The organism is Chitinophaga sp. GbtcB8 (assembly GCF_019091455.1).
Classification (GTDB): domain Bacteria; phylum Bacteroidota; class Bacteroidia; order Chitinophagales; family Chitinophagaceae; genus Chitinophaga.
Genome location: NZ_JAGXJN010000030.1, coordinates 78,804 through 101,699 on the forward strand (window position 1 = coordinate 78,804; position 22,896 = coordinate 101,699).

Here is a 22,896-nt window from a genome sequence, read left to right on the forward strand (position 1 = left end):
GTGTTTAGCGTGAAAGCCCGGAGAGCCGTAGTTACTCCGAACTATGGCTCTTTGCTGTTTGAAATTCTGTTGGGTTATTTTGCTAATTTTTTTAGTAAATTGCCGGTATGGAACAGCCGCCTATTTATACCATTGGTCATGGGCGCAGGTTAATTGAAGATTTCATTTACCTGCTGCAGGCGCCGGGTATTCAATACCTGGTGGATGTGCGTTCTATTCCTTTTTCCCGGTTCAACCCGCAATATAACCAGCCGGCCCTGCAAGCGGCGCTGGCAACCGGGGGCATCCGTTACGTTTATATGGGCGATACCTTGGGCGGCCGCCCTGCAGACCCGGCCCTTTATGAACCCAACGGCCGGGTGGATTATACGCTGGTAAGTGCTTCACAGCCCTTCCGGCGTGGTATTGCGCGTTTAAAAAAGGCGTATGAGCAGCAGGTTGTATTAGCCATTATGTGCAGTGAAAGCGATCCCTGCCAGTGTCACCGAAGTAAATTAGTAGGCGAGGTGCTGGTAAAGGAAAATGTACGGCTGCAGCATATTGATGAACAGGGGCAAATGAAGGAGCATGAGGCCGTAATACTTGAAATGAGCAAAGGCTGGGGCAGGCGGGATCTGTTTAAATAGATCTTCTTGTATAATTGATCCACCCTTCGGCTATTATTAAATGCAATGTGAACCCTATCCAGAATGCGGTACCAAAAAACTGCTGCGGCGCCAGGCCTGAGAATGCAAAGAACAATCCCACAATGGGCCGTATGGTGCTCACCGCCAGTCCAATAGCAAAAGCCCTTAACATCCACTCCCGGTGCGGGGCCACCCGCCTTTTTACAATATGCACCATTGCCATGGTTAAGGCTATTAAAAAAAATATGGAAAACAAAACAGTGGCGGCGCCTTCATTCACACCACCTATTGGTACCAGGAAAGACATGATGAACGCAGAGATCCCAATCATGTAACCACACACTATAAATACCCAGCCACTCCGGCGGTGAAAACGGGGATATTTTTCACGGATGCTTTTTACAAACTGCAAGGGCCCCAGGATCAGGAATAAGGCGCCGGGCAATATGTGCAGGAAAGTAATAACCGCATGTTTTGCAAAACCCGTATCAAACGGAGCGCCACCGGCGGGGTTCACAGAAGCGATCACGCCGGCCATTGTCAACGTTCTGCGCAGCACCATTGCAACGCCGATCAGCACCAGCAGTATCACCACCAGCCATATAAACCGGGGCGTTTGTTTTGTGGTAAAATGGTATGCCATAGTATAAAAGTAGCGGCGCTGCATACCCAATAGCGCAGTAGTAGACCACAGCGGCATATGCTGCGACAAGATCCATAGTTATAACGATGGTATTTCCCATTCACAGCAATCTTTCCTATTTTAACAGTACACACGTCATAAAAGCAAAACCGATGAAAAAATTTATTGCCCCGCTGCTGTTAGCCGTTATAGCACTGATCTGCTTCAGCTTCAAAAAGCAGCCGCCTGCTGCCAAACCTAATGTGATCATTATTTTCATGGACGATATGGGTTATGGCGACCTGGAATGTTATGCCGGCACACCCTGGCATACGCCTAACATTAACAAGCTGGCCGCACAGGGCATGCGGTTCACCTATTTCTACGTGGCGCAGGCCGTTTGCTCCGCATCGCGGGCCGCTTTAATGACCGGCTGTTACTCCAACCGGGTAGGCATACACGGAGCGCTGGCGCCTAACAGCCCTATTGCCTTAGACACCAGCGAGCAAACCATAGCAGAAGTATTAAAACAACAGGGCTACCGTACCGGCATGGTGGGCAAATGGCACCTGGGCAGCAAACAGCCCTTTTTACCTTTGCAGCAAGGGTTTGATGAGTACCTGGGCCTGCCCTACTCCAATGATATGTGGCCGGTGCACTATGATGGCGTGCCTTATACAGATACCTCTACCATCGGGCGTGCAAAGGCAAAATATCCGCCACTGCCGCTCATAGAAGGTAATAATCCCGTTAAGATCATTAAAACGCTGGATGATCAATCCACCTTAACCACTACGTATACGGAAAGGGCCTGCAGCTTTATTAAGAAAAACAAGCAGCATCCTTTTTTCCTGTACCTGGCGCACAGCATGGTGCATGTACCCATTGCCGTATCCGGCAAATACGCCGGCAAAAGCCAGGATGGCCTGTTTGGGGATATGATGATGGAAGTGGATTGGTCTGTAGGGCAGATCATGAAAACGCTGGATGAAACAGGTTTAAGCAAGAACACACTGGTTATTTTCACCAGCGATAACGGCCCCTGGTTATCTTATGGCAACCATGCCGGTAATACCGGCGGCCTGCGGGAAGGCAAGGGCACTTCTTTTGTAGGCGGTATCCGCGTACCCTGTATTATGCGCTGGCCGGGGCAGATACCGGCCGGCACGGTGTGCAATAAAATGGCGGCCACCATTGACCTGCTGCCTACCATTGCGCATTTTTGCGGTGCCCCGTTACCCAGGAAAAAAATTGACGGGGTAGATATTCAAACCCTGTTATTCAATACACCCGGCGCCAACCCGCGTAATGAGCTGGCCGTATATTATGAGCGGAACAGCCTGGAAGCCATCCGCAAAGGCCCGTGGAAGCTTGTATTACCGCATAAGGGACGTACTTACAAATTAAACCTGCCGGGTTACGACGGCTTTCCCGGCGCGCAGCCCAATATAGATATACCGGAAGCGCTGTATGATATGCGCCGCGATCCCGGTGAAACCCTGGATGTAAAAGAACAGTTCCCCCAAGTGGTGGCGGAGCTAAAAACACTGGCCGGTAAGTACCGCCAGGATTTAGGCGATGAACTTACCGGCCAGCAGGGCACCGGACGCCGTGCCCCGGCTAAAGTTGAATGATTAATGTTGTTTACTGCGTTTACGCTCCACATCCGGCAGCAACCAGGTGAGCAGGCCAATTAAAGGCAGCCATGCACACAGGTGGAACACGTGATTAATGCTGGTATGATCCGCCAGGCGGCCCAGCACTGCGGAGCCAATACCCGCCATACCAAAGGCCAGCCCAAAGAACAAACCGGCTATCATGCCCACTTTACCGGGCACCAGCTCCTGCGCATATACCAGTATGGCGGAAAATGCAGAGGAGAGTATAACGCCAATGAATACACTGAGTACGGCGGTCCACAACAAGTTTGCATGAGGCAGCAGTAACGTAAAGGGCGCTACACCTAAAATAGAGATCCAGATCACATATTTACGGCCAATACGGTCACCTACCGGCCCGCCGATAAAGGTACCGGCTGCAATGGCAAACAGGAATATGAACAGGTACACCTGCGCGGTGCCCACGGGCAGCTTAAACTTATCTATCAGGTAAAAAGTATAGTAGTTGGTCATGCTGGCCATGTAAAAGTATTTGGAGAAAATAAGCACCAGCAATATCACCAGCGCAAACGCGATCCTGCTGTTAGGCAGCTTCACTGCCGTGCCTTCCACTACCTTACGTTTAGGTTTGGTCCGGTGTTTATTCTGTTTGTACCAGGCAGCTATATTCAGCATTACCACAATAGCTATTAAGGCTGCCAGCGAAAACCAGATCACGTTAAACTGCCCGTAAGGCACAATGATCAGGGCTGCCAGCAAGGGACCTAAAGAGCTGCCGGCATTACCTCCCAGCTGGAACAGGGATTGCGCCATACCATGCCGCCCGCCGGAAGCCATATACGCCAGCCGGGACGATTCCGGGTGAAACACCGCAGAGCCCATGCCTACCAGCCCTACGGACAGCAGCACCAGGTAAAAGCTGTGCGCCATAGACAAACACACCAGCCCCGTTAAGGTAAAACCCATGCCAATAGCCAGGGAATAAGGTTGCGGATGCTTATCCGTATACAGGCCTACCAGCGGCTGTAAAATGGAGGCTGTCATCTGGAAGGTGAGCGTGATCAGCCCGATCTGTGTAAAGTTGATCTTCAGGGAATCCTTTACCACCGGGTAAATGGCGGGTATCAGGGATTGAATAGTGTCATTTAACAGGTGAGAAAAACTAAGCGCCAGCAGGATGGAGAAAACCGTTTTTTCTGCTGCGTCTTTTGCCGCATCGGGCATGGTTACCGTAGTGTCTTTTAATTCCGCTTCCATATATATAATCTGTTAGTACGATGAGCTATCATTGATCTAAATGTGCTGAATAGGCCGTGATGCGTGCCACCAGCTCCCAGGCCTGTTCCGGCTTCTGGTCTATGATGCTTTGCAGCAGCGCATGGTGCAGGTCGTGCGTGTCTATAAAGGCCTGCGTGTTTTTATGAATGCGCACAAAATGATTTTTCATGTGCTGGGCCATAGTGCTATACAGATCGGCCAGTATGCCGTTGTTGGCGGCAGCCGCAATGCTGCGGTGAAATTCAATATCTGCCTGTATGCTTTCTGCTACTTTATTTTCCTTGGCATACGCCAGCCGCTGGTCCAGGAAACCCTGGATCCTTTCAATGTCCGCTGCCGTACGGTGCAGGGCGGCCTTTTGCGCGATCTTTAGCTCCAGCAGCTGCCGTACTTCGTTCAGGTCATTGAACTCCGCCCGTTTCAGGCGCTGGGATAAAGGTTCCGTAATACCGGAAGCAGCTTCCACAAAGGTGCCCAGGCCCTGGCGCACCCGTACCATGCCTGCATTTACCAGTATACGCACCGCTTCACGGATGGTGGAGCGGCCTACGCCAAATTCCTGCATGAGCGCAGGTTCAGTGGGCAGCTTCTCGTCGGGTTTGTATTGCCCCAGGGAAATCTGTTGCTGCAGACGTTGTGCTACTTCGTCTGCCAGGCTGTGCCGGTTAATTCTTTCAGTTTTAATCATCAGATGATATGATGATTCAAAGGTACGCAATGATGTTTGTTCTGTCAAGAGGGATGGAGAATGTTTTTCAGGCTTGATTAATTCATGGTGATTGGAGAGGAGATTGGATCAGAGGTTGGGTTTGAGGTTGAAGCTGACTATGGACCATTTTTCACTATCTTTGCACCCTCATTAAAAACCGGATGAAAGCATTTAACTTTTTTATTCTATACCGTTTACCCATTGGGATCGTGTTATTATTGGGTGGTTTAGCCATGGGTTTTACCGTTGGCTGGTGGGAAGCCACTATTTTCCTGGTACTGGCAGTAATATGCCTGGTAACACATTTCATGTTTGGCCCTATGCGCCTGGTGCAGGAAGCGGTAGAAGCAGGTAACGTGGAAAAGGCCATGGGCCTGATGAATAAAGTAGCTTTCCCCAAATTGCTGTATAAGCCTATCCGCTCTGTATATTATTTTATGCAAAGTAACCTGGCTATGTACGACCAGGACCTGGATAAGGCAGAAGCTACCATCCGCAAGAGTATTGCAACCGGCAGCCCTATGAAGGAGTATGAGGGTATGCAATATTTTCAGCTGGGCACCATTGCCTACCAGAAAAACGATCTGAAAACAGCGGATCAGAACCTGAAGAAAGCCGTAAGAATGGGCTTACCGGATAAGGAGAACACGGCTGCGGCCCTGTTAACCCTGGCCTCTATAGCCATGAGCCGCCGCGATTTTAAATCCGCCAAGGATTTCTTCCGCCGCGCCAAGGCCCAGAAGCCTACCACCGCGCAGATCGTGGGCCAGATAAAAGAAATGGATAAATATATTTCCCGGATGCCGGGATAATGTGCAGATATGCAAATATGCAGATGTGCAAATGGTTTTGAGCGAAGCTCCCATTTGCACATTTTTTTTTGCCCCGCATTAACCACACCTTAACGGCATATACCAGCACAATTCCCCTCATTAGCACATCGTATTCGCATATCTGCACATTATTTAGTAGGTTTGCCCCGCATATGGTTCCCAGTGTAATAGCTGGGATTAAAATGGGTATCCGGTGTAAATCCGGAACTATCCCCGTAGCTGTAATCCTGCATTCGATAACGAATCATTAAATTTTCCAGGCAAAGAAAGCCACTGTTCCGGTAACACGGAATGGGAAGGCAGCCCGGAAAGCAGGAAAGTCAGAAGACCTGCCAGGTGTAATTCATCATTCGGCGCTTTCGGGTGAAAAGCCGGGAATGTATGCACCTGCATACGGTGCCTGTATTCTTTCCTTTTTCATATTTCCCCGCAGCGCGCATATTGTATCATTTTTAAAAGTTTATTGACAGTCATTATGCGCAGGAAATTTTACACCTTTTTTCCGGCTATTGCCCTCCTGGCGGCCAGTACCACGGCTTTTGCACAGGACTCTTCCCGTACCAACCAGCTCAACGAAATTGTAGTTACCGCCACCCGCTTTAGCCAAAAAGCAGGCGAAACCGGTAAGGTAGTAACGGTGCTTACATCTGAGTACCTGCAACGCAACAGCGGCAAAACGCTGTCCTCCATCCTCAACACCCAGGCCGGCCTGGTGGTGAATGGTGCGGACAATGCGCCGGGTACTAACCCGGACGTATACACGCGGGGGGCCAGCACCGGTAATACGCTCTTCTTAATAGATAACATCCCTGTGAGTGACGCCTCCCAGATCTCCAATGCTTTTGACCTTAACTTCATCCCGGTAAGCCAGATAGAGCGTATTGAAATACTGCGTGGCAGCCAGTCTACACTCTATGGCTCCGACGCCGTAGCGGGAGTGATCAACATTATCACCAAAAAACCAGGTAATAATAACCTGGGCATCAGCGCCAATGGCTCCTACGGCAGCTATAAAACCCGGCAGGGCGGCGCAGGGCTGAATGGCAGCATCGGCAAATTCTCTTACCTGGCCGGTTACCAGTACACCAGGACCGACGGTTTTTCCAGCGCCTATGACAGCACGGGCAAAGGCAATTTTGATAACGACGGATTTAAACGCAACAGCGTATTTACCAAAATCGGGCTGCAGGCCACAGAGCGCTGGCGCCTGCAATACATGCTGAACTGGAACGATTATCATACTGACCTGGATGCCGGTGGGTTCAACGATGATAAGGATTACACCATGCACAACAAATACATGCTGCACGCCCTCAGCAGCCATGTAGATCTTAAAAAGGGCAGCTGGAACCTGGTGTACAGCTTTCAGCGGAACACGCGTAACCTGCTGGACGATACATTGTATGTACCCAATGGCGGTTACTCCATCAACGACTTTAGCTCCAACACCCACCAGGTAGAAACCTATGTGAACTGGGACCTTACCAAACAGCTGCAGCTGATCACCGGTGCGGATTTCCGCTCGTCCAACACAGATCAGAGCACGCGGTATATCAGTGAGTTTTTTAAAGATTCTTCCAAACTTTCCGGCGACAGCGCACATATGCGGCAGTTCAGCTACTACGCATCCCTGCTGCTGCATAATATGGGCGGCTTTAACCTGGAAGTAGGCGGCCGTTATAACAACCATAATATTTACGGCAGCAACGGCACCTTTTCTATAAACCCCTCTTACCTGATCAATGATCAGCATAAAGTGTTCATCAACATTTCTTCTGCCTACAAAGTGCCCACCTTGTACCAGCTGTATTCCATTTATGGCAATAAGGATCTGAAACCGGAATCTACCATCAACTACGAAGCCGGCTACCAGGGCGCCTTGTGCGGCAATAAGCTGAATATGCGCGTGGTAGGGTTCTACCGTCATACCAAAAACCTGATCAGCTTTTACAGCTTAAACGATCCTCCGTATGGCCAGTACCGTAATGCCAACAAGCAGGATGCTTATGGTGGTGAAGCAGAACTTACCTGGCGCATTATTGGCGGGCTAACCCTGAATGTGAACTATACTTACGTAAATGGTAAAATAAAAGAGCAGGATACCGATACCAGCTATTACAACCTTTACCGCCGGCCCAAACACGCGCTGAATGCGGAGCTGGGCTACCAGCTAACACCCGGGCTGTATGTGAGCGCACAATATAAATATATTAGCCGCCGCCTGGACCCCGCCTATATGGCTCCTCCTTTCGTGTTAGGCGATTATTACACCCTGGGCGCCTATACGGAGTATAAGCTGGATTCTGTCCTGAAGATCTATGCAGATTTCAGAAATATTACCGATCAACAATACTTTGATGTTAGAGGATATAACACCAGGAAGTTTAACTTTACGACCGGCCTCGTATTCAATATCAACTAATGTGTATGCGTGCTAATGTGCTGGTTTATTTCGGATTAAATACCAGCACATCAGCACATTAAATAATTAAGATTATGTCACTGAAAAAGATCGATCCCCGCTTCAGCTTATTGCTGCTGTTTGTACTGGCAGCCGGCCTTTTACGGATCTTAGGAGAAGGAAAAATAACACCTTTCTCTAACATTACTCCCATTGGAGCAATGGCCCTGTTCGGCGGCGCTTATTTCACCGGCAGGTGGAAAGCTTACCTGTTCCCCCTGCTAACACTTTTTGTGACCGATATCATTATTCAACAGGTGTTCTACCCGGAATTTTCGCAGGGCGGCCTGCTGTACCAGGGCTGGATCTGGACTTATGCAGGTTTTGCTGTTATGGTGCTGGCCGGGCAGCTGATCATTAAAAAAGTGAATGTGCCCAACCTCATGATGGCATCTGTAGCTGCTGCAGTGGCTCATTGGCTGATCACTGATTTTGGCGTGTGGCTGGGCGGCTGTACCGATCCTACTACCGGTAAGCTGTATACGAAAGATATGGCCGGCCTGCTGAAATGTTATGCCATGGCAGTGCCGTATATGAAAGCGATGTTCTTTGGTAACCTGGCCTACGGCGCCATTTTCTTTGGCGCGTTTGAGCTGATACAACGAAAGAGCAGCCTCCGGGTAATTACGAATGATCAATTGCAAATTACGAATGAGTAATACTTCATTCAGGTAATTTTAGCGTGGCATTTATAACATTCATGAATGTTATTGAGTATTAAAATAAAAGGATTACAAATCAGGTAGCTGTAAAGCATGCGTTAATCATAAACACTCTCTTTACCGCCATCTGATTCCTGATTATCCATTATCATTTCAGTGAACTACAACTCCGCAGCACCCAATTCGGAATTGACAATTCGTAATTAAAATGATCTATCTCGTCACCGGCGGCGCCCGTTCAGGAAAAAGCCGTTATGCACAGCAGCTGGCCTTATCACTGGCTTCCAACCCGGTGTATGTGGCCACCGCCAAAGTGTGGGATGGGGATTTTGAGCAGCGCATCCGCCGCCACCAGCAAGACAGAGGGCCCGAGTGGACCAGCTTTGAAGAACAGTTGCAGGTAAGCAAGCTGCCGCTGGAAGGCCGTGTAGCCGTAATTGATTGCGTAACCTTATGGCTTACTAATTTTTTTGTTCAGCATAAACAGGATGTGGACGCTTGCCTGCAGGGACTACAACAGGAAATACAGCTGCTGATGCAAAAGCAGGATGCCACCCTGATCATTGTAACTAACGAAATAGGCATGGGCGTACACGCAGAAACAGCCATCGGCCGCCAATTCACCGATCTGCAGGGCTGGGCCAACCAGTACATTGCACAACAGGCGCAAAAAGTAGTATTGATGGTATCGGGAATACCCCTAACAATTAAATAATATGCAAATGTGCAGATGTGCAAATGATCGCACTCGTTCAATTCCATCTGCACATCTGCATATAAGCACATTTGCACATGACAAACATAACTCCCCTTTCCCGCGCGCTGGCAGCGGCGCTGCAGGATAAAATAGATCAGAAGACCAAACCACCGGGCTCCCTGGGACGCCTGGAGCAGATTGCCTTACAGGCTGGTCTTATACAGCAAACCTTATCACCTGTAATTAACAAACCTACTATTGCCATATTTGCAGGCGATCATGGCATTGCGGCTGAAGGCCGGGTAAATCCTTATCCGCAGGCTGTTACTGCGCAAATGGTCTATAATTTCCTGCAAGGCGGTGCAGCTATTAATACCCTGTGCCAGCAGCTGCAGGTGGACCTGGTGATCGTGGATGCAGGTGTGAACCATTCTTTTGCCTCCCATCCAATGCTGAATGACTGCAAGATCGCTTATGGCACGCGCAACTACCTGCATGAACCGGCCATGAGCAGGGAACAGTGTACAGAAGCCATGGACGCAGGTGCAGAAATAGTGCAATACATACAAAGCCAGGGGTGTAATACCATTGGCTTTGGTGAAATGGGGATCGGTAATACTTCCTCCGCTTCCCTGCTCATGAGCTGTTTTACCGGCCTCCCTATTACAGATTGTGTAGGCGCAGGTACCGGCAGCTCCAGCCAGCAGATCCTGCAAAAAACAGTGTTGCTGCAGGAAGCATTAAACCGGCATGGGGTACCTGAAGATCCGGAGCAGGTGCTGGCCACCTACGGCGGATTTGAAATAGCAATGTTATGCGGCGCCATTTTGCAGGCGGCCGCGCTAAATATGATAGTGGTGATAGACGGGTTTATTGTAACCGCGGCATTAATGGCTGCACAGCGTTTACAGCCCGCAGTAACAGATTATTGCGTATTTGCGCATTGCTCCAATGAAAAAGGACACCTCGCTATGTTACAGCATTTACAGGCCACTCCCCTGCTGCACCTGGATATGCGCCTGGGCGAAGGTACCGGCGCCGCCATGGCCATGCCGCTGATACAATGCGCCGCTGCGTTCCTGGAAAATATGGCCAGCTTTGAAGATGCGCAGGTTTCTAATAAATCTGAAATCTAAAATGGAACAATGGTATTTACTCCGCACCGCTATCATGTTCTACACGCGTATACCGGTAGGTAATATTCCGCATGGCCTGGACCGCCTGAGCAGGGCTACCCGTTACCTGCCGCTGATCGGCTGGCTGGTGGGTGTTACCATGGCGCTGGTGCTGTATACCCTAAACCTTATTGCACCCTGGCCTGTAACCATTATACTAAGCCTTGTTACCGGCATCTGGATGACAGGCGCTTGTCATGAAGATGGTTTTGCCGACATGTGCGATGGGTTCGGCGGCGGCTGGACCCAGGAAAAGATATTGCTGATCATGAAAGACAGCCGCATTGGCACCTATGGCATGTTAGGGCTGCTGCTGTTAATGCTGATGAAGTTTTACTGCTTATTTGCCCTCTCCCCTTCCTTAGCCGCCATTGCTATTGTGGTGGCACATGCGCTGAGCCGTTTTACCGCGGTTACTATTATCTACACACATCCCTATGTACGGGAAAATGAGGATAGCAAAGCCAAGCCCGTATCCAAAGGCATTAAGGGCTGGGAGCTTTTTGTGGCAGGGTGTTTTGGCCTGTTGCCGTTGCTGCTGGCTACCGTATTGCTGCACCACTACCTGTGGCTGTTATGCCTGCCGGCTGTATGGCTGGCACGTTTCTATATGGCCCGCCTCATGCGTAAGTGGATAGGCGGTTACACCGGCGACTGCCTGGGCGCCGTACAGCAACTGTCAGAAACAGTTGTATATTTGTGCTTTTGCTTAGTGGAATGGAAATATACCTGATACGGCATACAACGCCGGCTATAGAACGAGGCACCTGTTACGGTTTTGCAGACCTGGATGTGGCCAGTACTTTTACAGAAGAAGCAACGCGTGTTAAACAGCTGCTGCCCGGCAAACCGTTTGTCGTGTATGCCAGCCCGTTACAACGCTGCAGCAAGCTGGCGCATTTTTTATTTGGCGATAACCTTACTAAGGACGACCGTCTGAAAGAGCTCAACTTCGGCGACTGGGAAATGAAACGCTGGGACGACCTGGGGCCCGATGCCCTGCAGGCCTGGATGGATAATTATGTATATGCCCGCGTACCAGGCGGGGAAAGCTATGAGGACCTGTTTAACCGCAGCGTGGAAATTTTCAAAGAAGTAATAGCTAAAAACCAGGATGCTGTGCTGGTTACCCACAGTGGCGTGATCCGTGCACTACTGGCTTATGTAACCAATACTCCCCTGGAAAATTCTTTTGAGCTGCGCGTAGAATACGGGCGTTTAGCACGTTTGCGGGTAACAGACGGAAAAATGGAGCTATTAGGAGTGAACGAATGAGGAAGGCCGCATGCTCCGGTACTTCTTTCTGAAATACAGGTAAGAGCCTATCATCATGATCACTCCCAGCACAGACAGGCTCCAGACTGTATTCATAAAGAACTGGCCCCAGGAAATATGCCAGCTGCTGAAGTTCTTCACCAGCAGTATGCTTACGCTGCCTATATACCCAAAGGAATCTGCCACGTAGATCAGGAAACCTACATTGCTCACATATTTGAACGTGGCTATCAGCCTCTCAAAAAAGATACAGTTAAAGGGAATATAACCCATGTATAATCCCAGGCCGGTAAGCGTCATCCATACAATAGGGCTGATATATTGCTGCATGAATAACAGGGAGCTTACCGCTGCTATAATAAACCCTGCGATCACGATCAGGTAGTTCAGCATAAATGCCTTGTAATTATCCTTCACAAATACCAGCATGCCCATAATACCCAGTATGGCCAGGGATACCGGCACTTCTGTCTGGGTAAAAATAGCCGGGTCTTTGCCCATGCCCAGCTCTTCCCAGATGTTGGCGGCAAAGTTATCCCGCATATCACGCAGCATGGTAAGTATTACATAGCTGATAATACATAATACCAGCCCGGGTAAGAACTCCTGCAGCAGCTGACGGCGCTGCTGTTTGTGCATAGGCTCCCGGCGGGTACGCAAAGCCTCATCTGTAGCGGTAGGCGGCGGTATTTGTTCCAGCAGTATTACAAAAATGATCATGGGCAGCATGAACAAAAGGCCTGTTACAAAAGGCATCCATAACTCTGTAACATGCCAGTCCACCATCACCATTTTACCGGCTGATTTTACAAACCCGGAAGAAAAAATAAAGCTGATGGATAACACCGCACCCATAAACTCCGTGCTGCGCCTGCCTTCCAGGTAACCGAATACCAGCCCCCAGATCATGCCCAGCGGGAAACCGTTCAGGAATAAAAAGAGGATGTTAAAAGGGGCCGGCACTACTGCAAACAGCAATAGTGCCAGCCAGGAGAATAGTATCAGGACAACAATGCTGCGGGCTCTCTTAGTGCTTTGCATTTCTGCAATAAAGCGGATACCGTAAATTTTGCTGGCCGCATAACCCATTGTCTGGGCTATTACCAGCCATATTTTGTAGTCAACGCCTAAAAAGCTGATCCCATCAAACAAGGCTACTGCAAAAGGTTTGCGGAAAGCGTACATGCAGGAGTAGGTACCAAATGATACCAGGGCCGCATACAGCGAAAACGTAAACTGGTCGGTGCGTTTGAGCCGTTGTTGGACCCAGGGTAGGTTTAGCATTGATATAATGTACAATAATTATGTTACTGGTTCATTAAATGATGCAGCGCCATCTGCTTAAATCGCTGCAGGTCCGGCAAGGGCTGATCCGTTGCTTTAGCCTGGTCGTCCCAGGTGCGCAGGCGCACCATGTCTGCAAACAGCGGGTCGGCTTCAAAGGCGGCAGCTTCCGTTTCCGTCATAGGCCCTCCCTGGTAGGCCAGCGTTTGTTTGCTGGCTTCTGAGAGCTGCGCATAGTAGGTTGGATATTTAAACGTGAGATAACGCTTGGCATCCACATGCGAGCCTACCAGCCGGATGAGCGCATCCGAAAAGCCATGCTGCTTCAGGAAAATGCCGCCCCATTTTTCATGGTCCTGCACACCGTAACCGCCCATGGAGGCTGTGCCTTCCATTTCGCACAGGTGGCCAATATCATGAAAAAAAGCTGCCAGTATCACTTCTTCACGGCTGCCTGCCTGCTCCGCCAGCAGGGCGGCCTGGCACATATGCTCCAGCTGGGATACCGGTTCGCCTATGTAGTCGGCTGCCCCGTATTTTTCATACAGGCTAAAGATGGTACTAACAGTTTGCTCTGCTTGTTGTAATAACATGTGTGATTATTTTACCAGCCACATTACGGCATTTATATCATCCGTAGTAGTGCCAAATTGTTTCTGTAAGGTAGCGGACCAGTTGCCGGCATTGGCATTGCGGTGGTTATCCGGGTACTTGAACCGCAGGGGTATCTTACCGCTGTTGCCGGTACCGGAGCCGGTGCTGAATGCCGGGATACCTGTTCTGCGCCAGTTCAGGTAACCTTCCCAATCCGTGTTTTCAAAAAAGGCCAGGTACTTTTGCGTAATGATCTGTTGAAGCCCGTCCGTATTATCGCCTTTGTACTTTACCGTGGCCTGCGCATAATAATCCGTTTCAAAGTTAAACGGTATTTCATAACGTACAGTCTTATACGTTTTTACGAAAGTACCTGCTTCCGGTATACCATAAAAACCCATGGAGGCCTGGATGCCCTTTTTATACCAGGCTTCGGCTGAGCCGGTCACCCATTTACGGTTAATGGCTTCTGCAATGTTAAAACACATTTCCGGATAACCAATGATAATGCCCGGTTCTGCCGCGTAATTGGCATAATAGCGGCTGCGGCTGCGCAGGGAGTATACCGCAGTGTCTACGCTGGACATTTTAGACGACATATCTGTCAGGTTCTCACCGGAAGGTGCCCCCACATAAGCAGTAATATCTGCCGGTGTTTTCTTTAACCTGTTCAGCTGCTCCGTGGCCGGTTCCGCAGTAATAAAAGCGCGCGGATCGCGCAGGCTTACCAGGGTATTCAGGTAGGTGGCCGACATGTTATAACGCGTGGCGTCAAAGCCCAGGTTATCCGGGTTCACCGGGTATTTATTGATGTTATTGTAAATGAACTGCAGGTTCTGATCCATCCCTTCCAGCAACGGATACTTGGTGGGGTTGGAGAGAATGGCGCTAAACTGCTGCTGGATCTTCAGCTCTGTATCTGCTTCTTTTTTACTCAGCGCAATCAGCACCCGCAAATGAAATGCATTCACTGCGCGCTGCCAGAAATCCAGCTTGTTATTATAATAAAAGTCATTGCGCAGGGTTTGTCCTTCGGAGGTATTTACTTTATCCGGGTTGTTGATCAGTGAATCCAGGCCGCTGTTAGCTTGCTCCAGCCAGGAAAGGATCTGTATAAATACCGTGCGCTGCTCATCGTATTTAGGCGTAAGGTTCTCTTTCCCCTGCAGGGCTTCTGTCATGGGCAGATCGCCTACCAGGTTAGTCATACGGTAAAAGAAATAAGCCCGGAAGAATTTACCCAGTGCGGCATAGGGGTTCAGGGTATTACCACCCAGGCGAATAGCTTCCTGCTCCATCTGCTGTACATTTTCCAGGCTGCCATAACCATCCAGCTTAGCGCCGCCCCAGTCATACCGCTGGTTGCCATAGTAGTTATAGTTGCAGCAGTCAAACTGGTTCCAGCGCATTACATCGCTCCAGGGCCTGATGGCATTCATATCGGAAAGTATGCTGCCCAATGGCAGGCTGGGTGGTACCTGCGCGGGTTTGTTGCTGTTCATTTCATCGTCGCTGAACTGTTTGTTACAGGCGCTCATTGCAGCGCCTAATACAACCGTGATCGCTAATATCTTAAGTGTTCTCATGAGTGTTGGTTTGAGGAGGCGTTAAAAAGTAACATTCACATTAAATCCATATCTGCGCGTAGTGGGCGTTTGCAGGGTTGATGTTCCCTGGTCACCGGCATACTGCTCAATGTCAATGTCCTTATTTTTGGCAAAGTATAAGAGGTTACGGCCTACAAAGGAAATATTTGCCTGCCGGATGAAAGTGCGGCCCAGTATGCTTTGCGGCAGGCTATAGCCGATCACTACTTCACGCAGCTTGGCAAAGGTTTTACTGATAATATTGGCTTCGTTGGTATTGTAATAGATGCTGATGTAGTCCTGCAGATAGGTTTTAGTGGTGTTAGGCGCAAACTGCATGTCCTTGTAGTTGGTTACATTGCCGTTATTATCATAGCTGATACCGGCGCCATTACTAATCACCACACCCTGGCCGGTCCATGATTTTACGCCTTTGTAATCCTGGTAGCGGGCATCGCCCATGGCGCCTTCCACGGTTTTAATATTACGGCCGCCACGGAATGTTTGCTGCTGAATATAATCGATCATGTTACCACCTACACGCCCGTCAAACTGGAAGCTGAAATTAAATTGTTTGTAGCGGAACACGTTATTAATACCCCAGGTCCAGTCAGGATTGGTATAACCAAGGAACTGCCCTACAGGGTTCACAATGGGGCGGCCGTCGCCGGCGTCGTTAATGATCTGCCCATCCGGTGTTTTTACAAAAGCGGTTCCATAAAATCCATCCACACGGTCACCGGGTTTAAAGAAAACATTCAGGGTATTTACACCCGGGTAAAAGTCTACATACTTTTCTCTGAAGGTGCTCCAGTTCACCATCACATCCCAGTTCAAGCCGGTGTTGCTGCGCAGCGGTGAGCCAGTGAGGGACGCTTCCCAACCGTTCTTGCGGGTGGTTACCCCATTCACCAGGTATTTGTCATAACCGGCTGCGTCTGTTACCTGCAGCTCATAAATACGCGGACCGTTCTTAGTAGTGAACCAGGTAACATCCAGGCCTATACGGTTATGCAGGAAACGGATATCCATACCGGCTTCATAAGCGGTGCTGGAAAAGGGTTTCAGTCCGGGATTGGTAATGGTGCGGGTGTAGGATGCGCCGGCCTGGTTCTGGTACACGGTAGATACGCTGTAACCCGGTGAATTCTGGAAGGTGGGCCCGCCATAGGACGCATAATACTGTGCACCATACCCCAACGGATACACGCCCTGAGGGGTAGTGCCAATAGTATCCTGTGTAAGACCGCCTTTTACGTTGGCATAGGAGCCGCGGAACTTCAGGAATGAAATAATCTCCGGCAGCTGCACATAATCGGAAACCACGGTGCTTAAGGATGCAGAGGGATAGAAATACAGGTTGTTACCGGAGGGCAGGGTAGATAATTTATCGTACCGGCCCGTGAGCGACAGCGTGGCGTATTTACCATAGGTCAGATCCACATAACCGTAAGCGCTCAGCACCAGCATGTCTGAACGGAAGGTGTTGGCATACAAAGGATCGCGGGAGTTGGCAAAGCTATACCAGCCCGGTGCATTTAAATAATTGGTACTAACAAAGCTGGAGTTGTATTTAAAGCTGCGGGCATTACCGCCAAGGGAGGCGCGTAAGTCCAGCTTATTAAAAGTATTGTGGTAGGTGAGCAATACATCCGTATTGTTCTCAAAGAGAGAGCGGCGGTCTTCCCGGTAATCGCCCTTACCTTCCTCACGGCCATAGGGGTGGGCGGAGTAAGGCATTTTTTCTGTACGCAGCAGGTCGTAGGTGCTTACCTGGGTACGGCCCAGCAGCTCCAGGTGATCATTCAGCTGGTAGGTTAATTTCATATAGCCGTTCACGTCTGTTTTATAATGGCCACGCAGCCATTCCTTTACCGTGAACCAGGGGTTGTGGTAACGCTGGTATTCCGCGTAAATAGACTGTACGCCTTCTTTACCTGGCTGCCAGTAGTTACGCATATCATCTATATTCCAGTCGGCGCCGCCCCAGATCTCCATGTTATAAATAAGGCTGTTGGGGCCATAGTTCACATCCGGGAAATTATCCGTGTACTGGCGGTTGTAGTTCAGGTAAGATTCCAGGCGCAGGCGGGAGGAAAAGTTATACCCTGCAGACACGTTGAAGTTAGTGATGTTCAGGTGTGTGTTAGGTATAATACCCTGCTGGAAGGAATGGGACAGGGAGAAACGCAGGTCTGCCTTATCTGTTTTGGCAGATATGGAAAGGTTATTGGTGCTCAGGATGCCGGTACGTATAAAACGTTTCAGGTTATCCTTACCGCGGGCTACCCAGGGCGTGCCCTTACGCTGGCCGGTAGCGGGATCAATAGGGCTGTCATACTGTGGTATCAGCTGCCCTTCAAACTTAGGTCCCCAAATGTCATAGTCGCCGTCATTGGTGCCACCGCCTTTACCGTCTACAAATGCATAACGGCCATGATCTCCGGGGCCATATTCATCCTGCACTTCGGGAATGGCAATAAATCCCTTATCGAACATGGTGCTGGAATTAAAGTCAATGGAGAAACCGCGTTTGTCTCTGGATCCTCTTTTAGTAGTGATCATAATAGCGCCGTTCAGGCCACGGGAGCCATACAGGGCCGATGCGGTAGCTCCTTTTAATACAGTATAACTTTCAATATCATCCGGGGATATATTCCAGGTATCGGAGTTAATAGGTACACCATCTACTACATACAGGTTAATGCTGCTGCCACGCAATAGTACCTGCGGGGAGGCCAGCATTTCTGCAGATGCGCCTACGGTAAGGCCGGCCACTTTGCCTACCAGACCATTGATAGGGTTAGGCTCACGGGCTTTTACCAGGTCATCGCCTTTTATTTCCTGCACGGCATACCCCAGGCGTTTTACTTCTTTTCGTATGCCCAGTGCCGTTACTACTACTTCGTCCAGGGCTTTTTTGTCGGAGTGTAAGGTAATAAGCAGGTTTTGCTGTCCTTTCACAGCTATTTCAGCCGGGGCAAAGCCAATGTAGGTGATCTGCAGGGTATCACCCGGCTGCGTAGGGATGGTGAATTGTCCCTTGGCGTCTGTAAGCGCGCCGCGGGTAGCACCTTTTGCTTTAATGGTGGCGCCGGGTACCGGCTGTTGGTCTTCTGCGGAAGTTACCTGCCCGCTTACGGACTGTTGCGCCCATGCGGTGGCACCGGCAGATAACAGGAACAGCACAAGACATAGCCTTTTACAATGCTTAAGTAAAGAATGTTGCATGATAATGGATAGATTTTTGGTTTAGATGAGCCAGTTTTTCAATAGTTCTCTAAAGGGCCTAATTACCATGCAAATGTTGCAGAAGAATGTAACCTAATTGTTAAGTAATACTAAAATAATTATTAAATGTGCAGATATGCAAATATGCAGATGTGCAAATAGATTGGGTAGGTCTGGGGATTAAAGGATGTATAGCTGGATTGAATTAGTTTAGGGGGCAAGGGCTGGCATTTCATCTGCACATTTGCATATCCGCACATCTGCACATTAATTCTCTCCTTCCTGGAAAAAGTACACTACCAGTATCTTTGCATCTCCTTCCCCGATGTTGGCGGGTTTGTGGCCCAGGCGGCCGTCAAAGAAAAGGGAATCCCCTTCATTCAGAATATGTTTTTCGTTCTCTATCTGGTATTCCACTGTGCCCTGTAAAATGTATTTGTATTCGTAGGCATCTGTTTTCACCATCTGGTTGCGGCGGGCGCCCGTCTTCAGCTCCAGGACCACAATATCCACGGGAGTGTTCTTCACATTTTTGGTAAGCACGCGCTTGTACAGGAATCCCCGGGCAGTTTCCTTTTCAAAAGCCTGGTAATCGGCCTGCTGTTTAATGATCACACGGCTGTTTTGCTGCGGCTGTCCTATCTCGTTAAAAAACTCGTTCATGTCCAGGTTCAGCGAGCGTATGATGTTAATGAGCACCAGCAGGGACGGAACGGTACGGTTATTTTCTATCTGGGAGATCAGCCCTTTGCTCACCGCGGCTTTATCGGCCAGCTCCTGGATAGTAATGCCTTTAGCTTTCCTCTTCTCTTTTATTTTATTGCTGATCTGGATAATAATGTCTTCCGTCATATACTACTTGATTATCATATAATAGGGTGGCCGATCTGACAAAGAAAGTGAAACAAGCGCCAAATAGCAAACTTTTTAACAAGCTTATAACCATTCATATAATAAATTATATTTGTATAAATATGTCAGCCAAATGTTCAGTCTAGACCAGATCCTAACCATCGCGTTCACCCTTTTTGCTGTTATAGATATGGTGGGCTCTATCCCGGTGCTCATTTCCCTGAAAGAAAAACTTGGACATATAGACTCCGGCAAAGCCACGCTGGCATCGGGTCTCCTGATGGTAGGATTCTTATTTGTTGGCGAGCCTTTCCTGAAATTGATGAGCGTTGACGTACACTCTTTTGCCGTGGCAGGTTCTATCGTGATCTTTGTAATTGGGCTGGAAATGATCCTGGGCATTGAGTTCTTTAAGAGCACAGATGCTGATAATAAAACCGGCAGCGTGGTGCCTATTGCATTTCCGCTCATAGCCGGTTCCGGTACGCTCACTACTATTATGTCGCTGAAAGCCAACTTTGGCCAGTATAATATACTGGCAGGTATTATCCTGAACCTGGCTATCATTTACCTGGTGCTGCGTTCCCTGAGCTGGATAGAACGTATACTGGGCAAGGCCGGGCTGATGGTGGTACGTAAATTCTTTGGGGTGATCCTGCTGGCCATTGCCGTGAAGATCTTCAAAAGTAATGTGAACCTGTAGAAATAAGCATTTTGTATTTCAGGGTTAAAAACCTTAGTTTTGCCTTCCCTTTCTAATCTGTGTTAGAATTGGCCTCGTAGTACAATGGATAGTATAAGAGTTTCCGAAGCTCCAGATCCAGGTTCGATTCCTGGCGAGGCCACAGAAAAAGTAAAAGGCGCTCAAAAGTGAGCGCCTTTTACTTTTTCAACCGGTCCTTACTTATTAAGTAAGGCAGGCAGTATATACGTTGTCATCATCTTAGCCACCTGCGGATGTGCATAGGCCGCTCCATAAGCACTGGCAGTGATCACTACCACCCAGGGCTGATCAGGAAAAATGAAAATGCTGTTTCCGCCATTACCTGCACAATAAAAAGCATTCAGCTGTTTACCGCCTACATTAAATTGTTTGTTCCAGAAAAGATAACCGTAGTATTCTTCCTTTCTGCCAGGAATAACTTTATGCTTCGTGAACGTTTTAGCTACCCATTCCCTTGTCAGGATCTGCCGGCCGTTCCATTTTCCTTCATTCTTATACAATTGGCCATACTTCGCAAAATCCAGTGCCCGCAGCCGGATCCCGCCTGCTGTATTTGGCACATGCTGCGGTGTATAGCTCCATTCATACTTAGTAATTCCAAGTGGTTTAAACAATTTCAGATCCGCATATTTTTCTAATCCGCCCGGAACGGTTTTGTTTAAGATGTCGCCAAGCACCACCACTCCTGCAGTAAAATAATGCCATTCAGTTTTAGGCCTTGTAAGGTTCACCGATAAGTCTAATGCAAACTTCACCCAGTTGTTAGTAGGATACATATTCTCCTCATTACCCGGGGAGTTGGTGCCGTCATCTCCATCGAAAACCGAACTCATTGTCAGCAGGTCTTTTATTGAAACATCCTCTTTTTCTACGGCATAGTTTTTAAAACGGTGCAGATCATAAAACTCTTTCAACTGCTGTTCTTCCCCTTTCAGATAACCCTCCTGTATAGCAATACCGGTTACGGTTGATGCAAATGACTTCCCAACAGAGCGGGGATCATGCAAGGTATACCGGTCATCGCCATTGAAATATTCTTCTATCAATATTTTCCCTTTGCTAAGCACCACTACGCCGTTAATGTGTTTAAAAACACCCTCTTCTATATTCGCCTTCATTTCTTTAATCCTGGTGCTGTCAAACTTTTCTTTGGAAATATCCAGGCCGGGATATAGGCTAACAGCATGCAGCTGAACTTTAGCAATATTTATTGCAGGCTTCCGGTATACGTTAAGCGTTACATCTCCCTCCGCAATGATCTCACCCACCTTAACTTCAGCCGCCAGCTGGATATAGGGCCTGATCTGCATGTGCAGCAGGTGTTTGCCATCTGTTAGCGCACTGTCGCCCCCATGAGCTAAAAATCTTCCCCAATAGTACTGGCTCCAAAATCCACCCTCATGCTCATTGTCTATTAAAGGTTTGCTTATGAGTGTGGCGGTATCCTGCACTGCCTTCAAGGGAGCGCCCGGGTACAGGTTACTTTCATACACAAGGCGCCCGTCTACAAATAAAGCAAACTGGTAGTTGCCGGCCTTTACCAGGCTATCTGCCGTCAGATCCGGCGCCAGGCCATGTAAATAGTTGGTTATGGAATTATTCATGAACACCATCATGAAAAGGTTGCTTTTGTTTGTAAGGGTATACTCCTTCAGCACATCTTTTTGCTGCAACGCCGATGGGGGAATGTTTTGCGCGGTGAACAAGATCTTCCCCAAATTAGCCCGGTGCATATCTGATGTGATGCCCTGGTTGGCAACAAGATCCTTCTGCTGAGCATAAAGCCCCGTAATAAAAAGCTGGAGAAAAATAAAAACAGGTAGACGTTTCATGTATTGGGTGCTTTGATACGTCAAAAATACCTGTAAGCAAACCATTAAAATAGAATAAAATTAACGTGTGCCGTTTTTTAACAGGAGCTTTCTATACTGGAGCGGCGTAAACTGGTGATTGGCTCTGAAGCAGCGGATAAAATGGCTTTGGTCGGCAAAACCACATTCAACAGCTATCTCAGTAAGGGATTTATTTTTGTCGGGGAAGAGCGCGAGTGCTTTTTGCACCTTAATTATTCTAACATAATCACCCAGCGTAGTTTTAAAGTATTTGGGAAACTGCCGCGACAAATGAACCGGGTGTAAGTTTGCGAGTGCTGCCAGACCGGTCAGGCTCCAGTTTTCCGGCGTTGCATGCAGCGCTTCCTTTACCCGCCCAACCCATGCCGGGGGTTGCTTATCATACCGGGGCTTTCCAGGTACCAGGCCGCTCAGCAGCTGCACCAGCAAAACATCGATGGCTAACTGGCTGCTGCCGTTGTATAATTTTGTTTCCTTAAACACATTATACATCAGGGCCTTCAGGGAAGGGTCCTGGATCCGGATGCTGCCTTCCAGCAGGCCAACCGGAAGATCAAAAAAAGAATACCATGTTGGCGCAATTTCAACATGAAACCCGCGGGTAAACACTTTTGAGCCTACGTTGTAATGCGGATCCTGCCAGTTTTGATATAGAAGGCTGCCGGCTGCACATTCGTGAACGTGCTTTTTATTTCCATCCAGCACCATCCCTTCCAGGAGAAAGGTGAAGTAAGCATTCTCATGATAATGCCAGTCAACCCGGTCATGGGTATAATCGGCATCATTCAAAATGATCCCATTTAGATGGAGCGTTT

General features: G+C 48.8%; 20 protein-coding genes, 1 tRNA gene and 1 riboswitch. Of the genes, 11 read left to right on the forward strand and 10 right to left on the reverse strand.

What is annotated here, in order from left to right; genetic code table 11:
- Positions 1 to 107: 107 nt before the first annotated feature.
- A complete protein-coding gene (locus KVT36_RS22835) occupies positions 108 to 626 on the forward strand; it encodes a DUF488 family protein (RefSeq protein WP_217605761.1) in 519 nt (172 codons plus the stop codon).
- On the opposite strand, the gene KVT36_RS22840 is transcribed toward KVT36_RS22835, so the two are convergent.
- Positions 619 to 1,338 carry a DUF2306 domain-containing protein gene (locus KVT36_RS22840; RefSeq protein ID WP_217605762.1) on the reverse strand — a complete coding sequence of 240 codons (720 nt, stop codon included), beginning with the start codon at positions 1,336 to 1,338 and terminating at the stop codon, positions 619 to 621. The two genes, KVT36_RS22835 and KVT36_RS22840, sit on opposite strands and share 8 nt — an antisense overlap.
- An 83-nt stretch (positions 1,339 to 1,421) precedes the next feature.
- On the opposite strand from KVT36_RS22840, the gene KVT36_RS22845 reads away from it, so the two are divergent.
- On the forward strand, positions 1,422 to 2,882 hold the full coding sequence (locus tag KVT36_RS22845) for a sulfatase (RefSeq protein ID WP_217605763.1): 1,461 nt from the start codon (positions 1,422 to 1,424) through the stop codon (positions 2,880 to 2,882).
- Here the strand turns inward: KVT36_RS22845 and KVT36_RS22850 are convergent, their stop codons facing one another.
- Both KVT36_RS22850 and KVT36_RS22855 read right to left on the reverse strand, forming a co-directional pair.
- Positions 2,883 to 4,124 carry an MFS transporter gene (locus tag KVT36_RS22850; RefSeq protein WP_305858635.1) on the reverse strand — a complete coding sequence of 414 codons (1,242 nt, stop codon included), beginning with the start codon at positions 4,122 to 4,124 and terminating at the stop codon, positions 2,883 to 2,885. It lies immediately after the preceding gene.
- A 28-nt stretch (positions 4,125 to 4,152) separates the two neighbouring features.
- Complete coding sequence (locus tag KVT36_RS22855) at positions 4,153 to 4,833, reverse strand: FadR/GntR family transcriptional regulator (RefSeq protein WP_217605764.1); 681 nt, start codon at positions 4,831 to 4,833, stop codon at positions 4,153 to 4,155.
- 182 nt (positions 4,834 to 5,015) lie between these two features.
- Between KVT36_RS22855 and KVT36_RS22860 the strand changes: the two genes are divergently transcribed.
- The 7 genes from KVT36_RS22860 (at position 5,016) to cobC (ending at position 11,957) form a co-directional block, all read left to right on the forward strand.
- Complete coding sequence (locus tag KVT36_RS22860) at positions 5,016 to 5,666, forward strand: lipopolysaccharide assembly protein LapB (RefSeq protein WP_217605765.1); 651 nt, start codon at positions 5,016 to 5,018, stop codon at positions 5,664 to 5,666.
- 157 nt (positions 5,667 to 5,823) lie between these two features.
- Positions 5,824 to 6,039, forward strand: a riboswitch (cobalamin riboswitch).
- A gap of 123 nt (positions 6,040 to 6,162) precedes the next feature.
- Positions 6,163 to 8,109, forward strand: a complete 1,947-nt coding sequence (locus tag KVT36_RS22865) for a TonB-dependent siderophore receptor (RefSeq protein WP_217605766.1) — start codon at positions 6,163 to 6,165, stop codon at positions 8,107 to 8,109.
- Positions 8,110 to 8,183: 74 nt separating this feature from the next.
- Entirely contained in the window at positions 8,184 to 8,807 is a 624-nt protein-coding gene (locus KVT36_RS22870; RefSeq protein WP_217605767.1) for a DUF6580 family putative transport protein, read from the forward strand.
- Between the two features lie 211 nt (positions 8,808 to 9,018).
- Positions 9,019 to 9,525, forward strand: a complete 507-nt coding sequence (gene cobU, locus KVT36_RS22875; RefSeq protein WP_217605768.1) for a bifunctional adenosylcobinamide kinase/adenosylcobinamide-phosphate guanylyltransferase — start codon at positions 9,019 to 9,021, stop codon at positions 9,523 to 9,525.
- Positions 9,526 to 9,602: 77 nt separating this feature from the next.
- Complete coding sequence (cobT, locus tag KVT36_RS22880) at positions 9,603 to 10,643, forward strand: nicotinate-nucleotide--dimethylbenzimidazole phosphoribosyltransferase (RefSeq protein ID WP_217605769.1); 1,041 nt, start codon at positions 9,603 to 9,605, stop codon at positions 10,641 to 10,643.
- 1 nt (position 10,644) lies between these two features.
- Positions 10,645 to 11,415 carry an adenosylcobinamide-GDP ribazoletransferase gene (gene cobS, locus KVT36_RS22885; protein ID WP_217605770.1) on the forward strand — a complete coding sequence of 257 codons (771 nt, stop codon included), beginning with the start codon at positions 10,645 to 10,647 and terminating at the stop codon, positions 11,413 to 11,415.
- The gene (gene cobC / locus KVT36_RS22890; protein ID WP_217605771.1) at positions 11,400 to 11,957 is read left to right on the forward strand and encodes an alpha-ribazole phosphatase; all 558 of its coding nucleotides are present in this window, start codon (positions 11,400 to 11,402) and stop codon (positions 11,955 to 11,957) included. Before cobS ends, cobC begins: the two co-directional genes overlap by 16 nt.
- Here the strand turns inward: cobC and KVT36_RS22895 are convergent.
- The 5 genes from KVT36_RS22895 to KVT36_RS22915 all read right to left on the reverse strand — a co-directional run bounded on the left by KVT36_RS22895 (position 11,940) and on the right by KVT36_RS22915 (position 19,504).
- The gene (locus KVT36_RS22895; protein ID WP_217605772.1) at positions 11,940 to 13,241 is read right to left on the reverse strand and encodes a DUF5690 family protein; all 1,302 of its coding nucleotides are present in this window, start codon (positions 13,239 to 13,241) and stop codon (positions 11,940 to 11,942) included. The two genes, cobC and KVT36_RS22895, sit on opposite strands and share 18 nt — an antisense overlap.
- A gap of 23 nt (positions 13,242 to 13,264) precedes the next feature.
- A complete protein-coding gene (locus KVT36_RS22900; protein ID WP_217605773.1) occupies positions 13,265 to 13,834 on the reverse strand; it encodes a phosphonate degradation HD-domain oxygenase in 570 nt (189 codons plus the stop codon).
- A 6-nt stretch (positions 13,835 to 13,840) separates the two neighbouring features.
- A complete protein-coding gene (locus KVT36_RS22905) occupies positions 13,841 to 15,421 on the reverse strand; it encodes a SusD/RagB family nutrient-binding outer membrane lipoprotein (protein ID WP_217605774.1) in 1,581 nt (526 codons plus the stop codon).
- 21 nt (positions 15,422 to 15,442) lie between these two features.
- Entirely contained in the window at positions 15,443 to 18,652 is a 3,210-nt protein-coding gene (locus KVT36_RS22910; RefSeq protein WP_217605775.1) for a SusC/RagA family TonB-linked outer membrane protein, read from the reverse strand.
- 267 nt (positions 18,653 to 18,919) lie between these two features.
- Entirely contained in the window at positions 18,920 to 19,504 is a 585-nt protein-coding gene (locus tag KVT36_RS22915) for a helix-turn-helix domain-containing protein (protein WP_217605776.1), read from the reverse strand.
- Positions 19,505 to 19,637: 133 nt separating this feature from the next.
- Here KVT36_RS22915 and KVT36_RS22920 point away from each other — a divergent pair, with 133 nt between their 5' ends.
- Both KVT36_RS22920 and KVT36_RS22925 read left to right on the forward strand, forming a co-directional pair.
- Positions 19,638 to 20,207, forward strand: coding sequence for a MarC family protein (locus tag KVT36_RS22920; RefSeq protein WP_217605777.1), 570 nt, complete (start codon positions 19,638 to 19,640; stop codon positions 20,205 to 20,207).
- 70 nt (positions 20,208 to 20,277) lie between these two features.
- Positions 20,278 to 20,349: transfer RNA gene (locus tag KVT36_RS22925), tRNA-Arg, on the forward strand.
- Between the two features lie 55 nt (positions 20,350 to 20,404).
- On the opposite strand, the gene KVT36_RS22930 is transcribed toward KVT36_RS22925, so the two are convergent.
- Positions 20,405 to 22,060: a serine hydrolase gene (locus KVT36_RS22930; protein WP_217605778.1), complete on the reverse strand. Its 1,656-nt coding sequence runs from the start codon at positions 22,058 to 22,060 to the stop codon at positions 20,405 to 20,407.
- A 60-nt stretch (positions 22,061 to 22,120) separates the two neighbouring features.
- Positions 22,121 to 22,870: a helix-turn-helix transcriptional regulator gene (locus KVT36_RS22935; protein WP_217605779.1), complete on the reverse strand. Its 750-nt coding sequence runs from the start codon at positions 22,868 to 22,870 to the stop codon at positions 22,121 to 22,123.
- Positions 22,871 to 22,896: the final 26 nt, after the last annotated feature.

Excerpts from the sequence above, each read along its gene's own strand:
- KVT36_RS22835 (WP_217605761.1), top strand. The coding sequence starts at position 108 with ATGGAACAGCCGCCTATTTATACCATTGGTCATGGGCGCAGGTTAATT.
- KVT36_RS22845 (WP_217605763.1), top strand. The coding sequence starts at position 1,422 with ATGAAAAAATTTATTGCCCCGCTGCTGTTAGCCGTTATAGCACTGATC.
- KVT36_RS22850 (WP_305858635.1), bottom strand. The coding sequence starts at position 4,124 with ATGGAAGCGGAATTAAAAGACACTACGGTAACCATGCCCGATGCGGCA.
- KVT36_RS22855 (WP_217605764.1), bottom strand. The coding sequence starts at position 4,833 with ATGATTAAAACTGAAAGAATTAACCGGCACAGCCTGGCAGACGAAGTA.
- KVT36_RS22860 (WP_217605765.1), top strand. The coding sequence starts at position 5,016 with ATGAAAGCATTTAACTTTTTTATTCTATACCGTTTACCCATTGGGATC.
- KVT36_RS22865 (WP_217605766.1), top strand. The coding sequence starts at position 6,163 with ATGCGCAGGAAATTTTACACCTTTTTTCCGGCTATTGCCCTCCTGGCG.
- KVT36_RS22870 (WP_217605767.1), top strand. The coding sequence starts at position 8,184 with ATGTCACTGAAAAAGATCGATCCCCGCTTCAGCTTATTGCTGCTGTTT.
- cobU (WP_217605768.1), top strand. The coding sequence starts at position 9,019 with ATGATCTATCTCGTCACCGGCGGCGCCCGTTCAGGAAAAAGCCGTTAT.
- cobT (WP_217605769.1), top strand. The coding sequence starts at position 9,603 with ATGACAAACATAACTCCCCTTTCCCGCGCGCTGGCAGCGGCGCTGCAG.
- cobS (WP_217605770.1), top strand. The coding sequence starts at position 10,645 with ATGGAACAATGGTATTTACTCCGCACCGCTATCATGTTCTACACGCGT.
- cobC (WP_217605771.1), top strand. The coding sequence starts at position 11,400 with ATGGAAATATACCTGATACGGCATACAACGCCGGCTATAGAACGAGGC.
- KVT36_RS22895 (WP_217605772.1), bottom strand. The coding sequence starts at position 13,241 with ATGCTAAACCTACCCTGGGTCCAACAACGGCTCAAACGCACCGACCAG.
- KVT36_RS22900 (WP_217605773.1), bottom strand. The coding sequence starts at position 13,834 with ATGTTATTACAACAAGCAGAGCAAACTGTTAGTACCATCTTTAGCCTG.
- KVT36_RS22905 (WP_217605774.1), bottom strand. The coding sequence starts at position 15,421 with ATGAGAACACTTAAGATATTAGCGATCACGGTTGTATTAGGCGCTGCA.
- KVT36_RS22910 (WP_217605775.1), bottom strand. The coding sequence starts at position 18,652 with ATGCAACATTCTTTACTTAAGCATTGTAAAAGGCTATGTCTTGTGCTG.
- KVT36_RS22915 (WP_217605776.1), bottom strand. The coding sequence starts at position 19,504 with ATGACGGAAGACATTATTATCCAGATCAGCAATAAAATAAAAGAGAAG.
- KVT36_RS22920 (WP_217605777.1), top strand. The coding sequence starts at position 19,638 with ATGTTCAGTCTAGACCAGATCCTAACCATCGCGTTCACCCTTTTTGCT.
- KVT36_RS22930 (WP_217605778.1), bottom strand. The coding sequence starts at position 22,060 with ATGAAACGTCTACCTGTTTTTATTTTTCTCCAGCTTTTTATTACGGGG.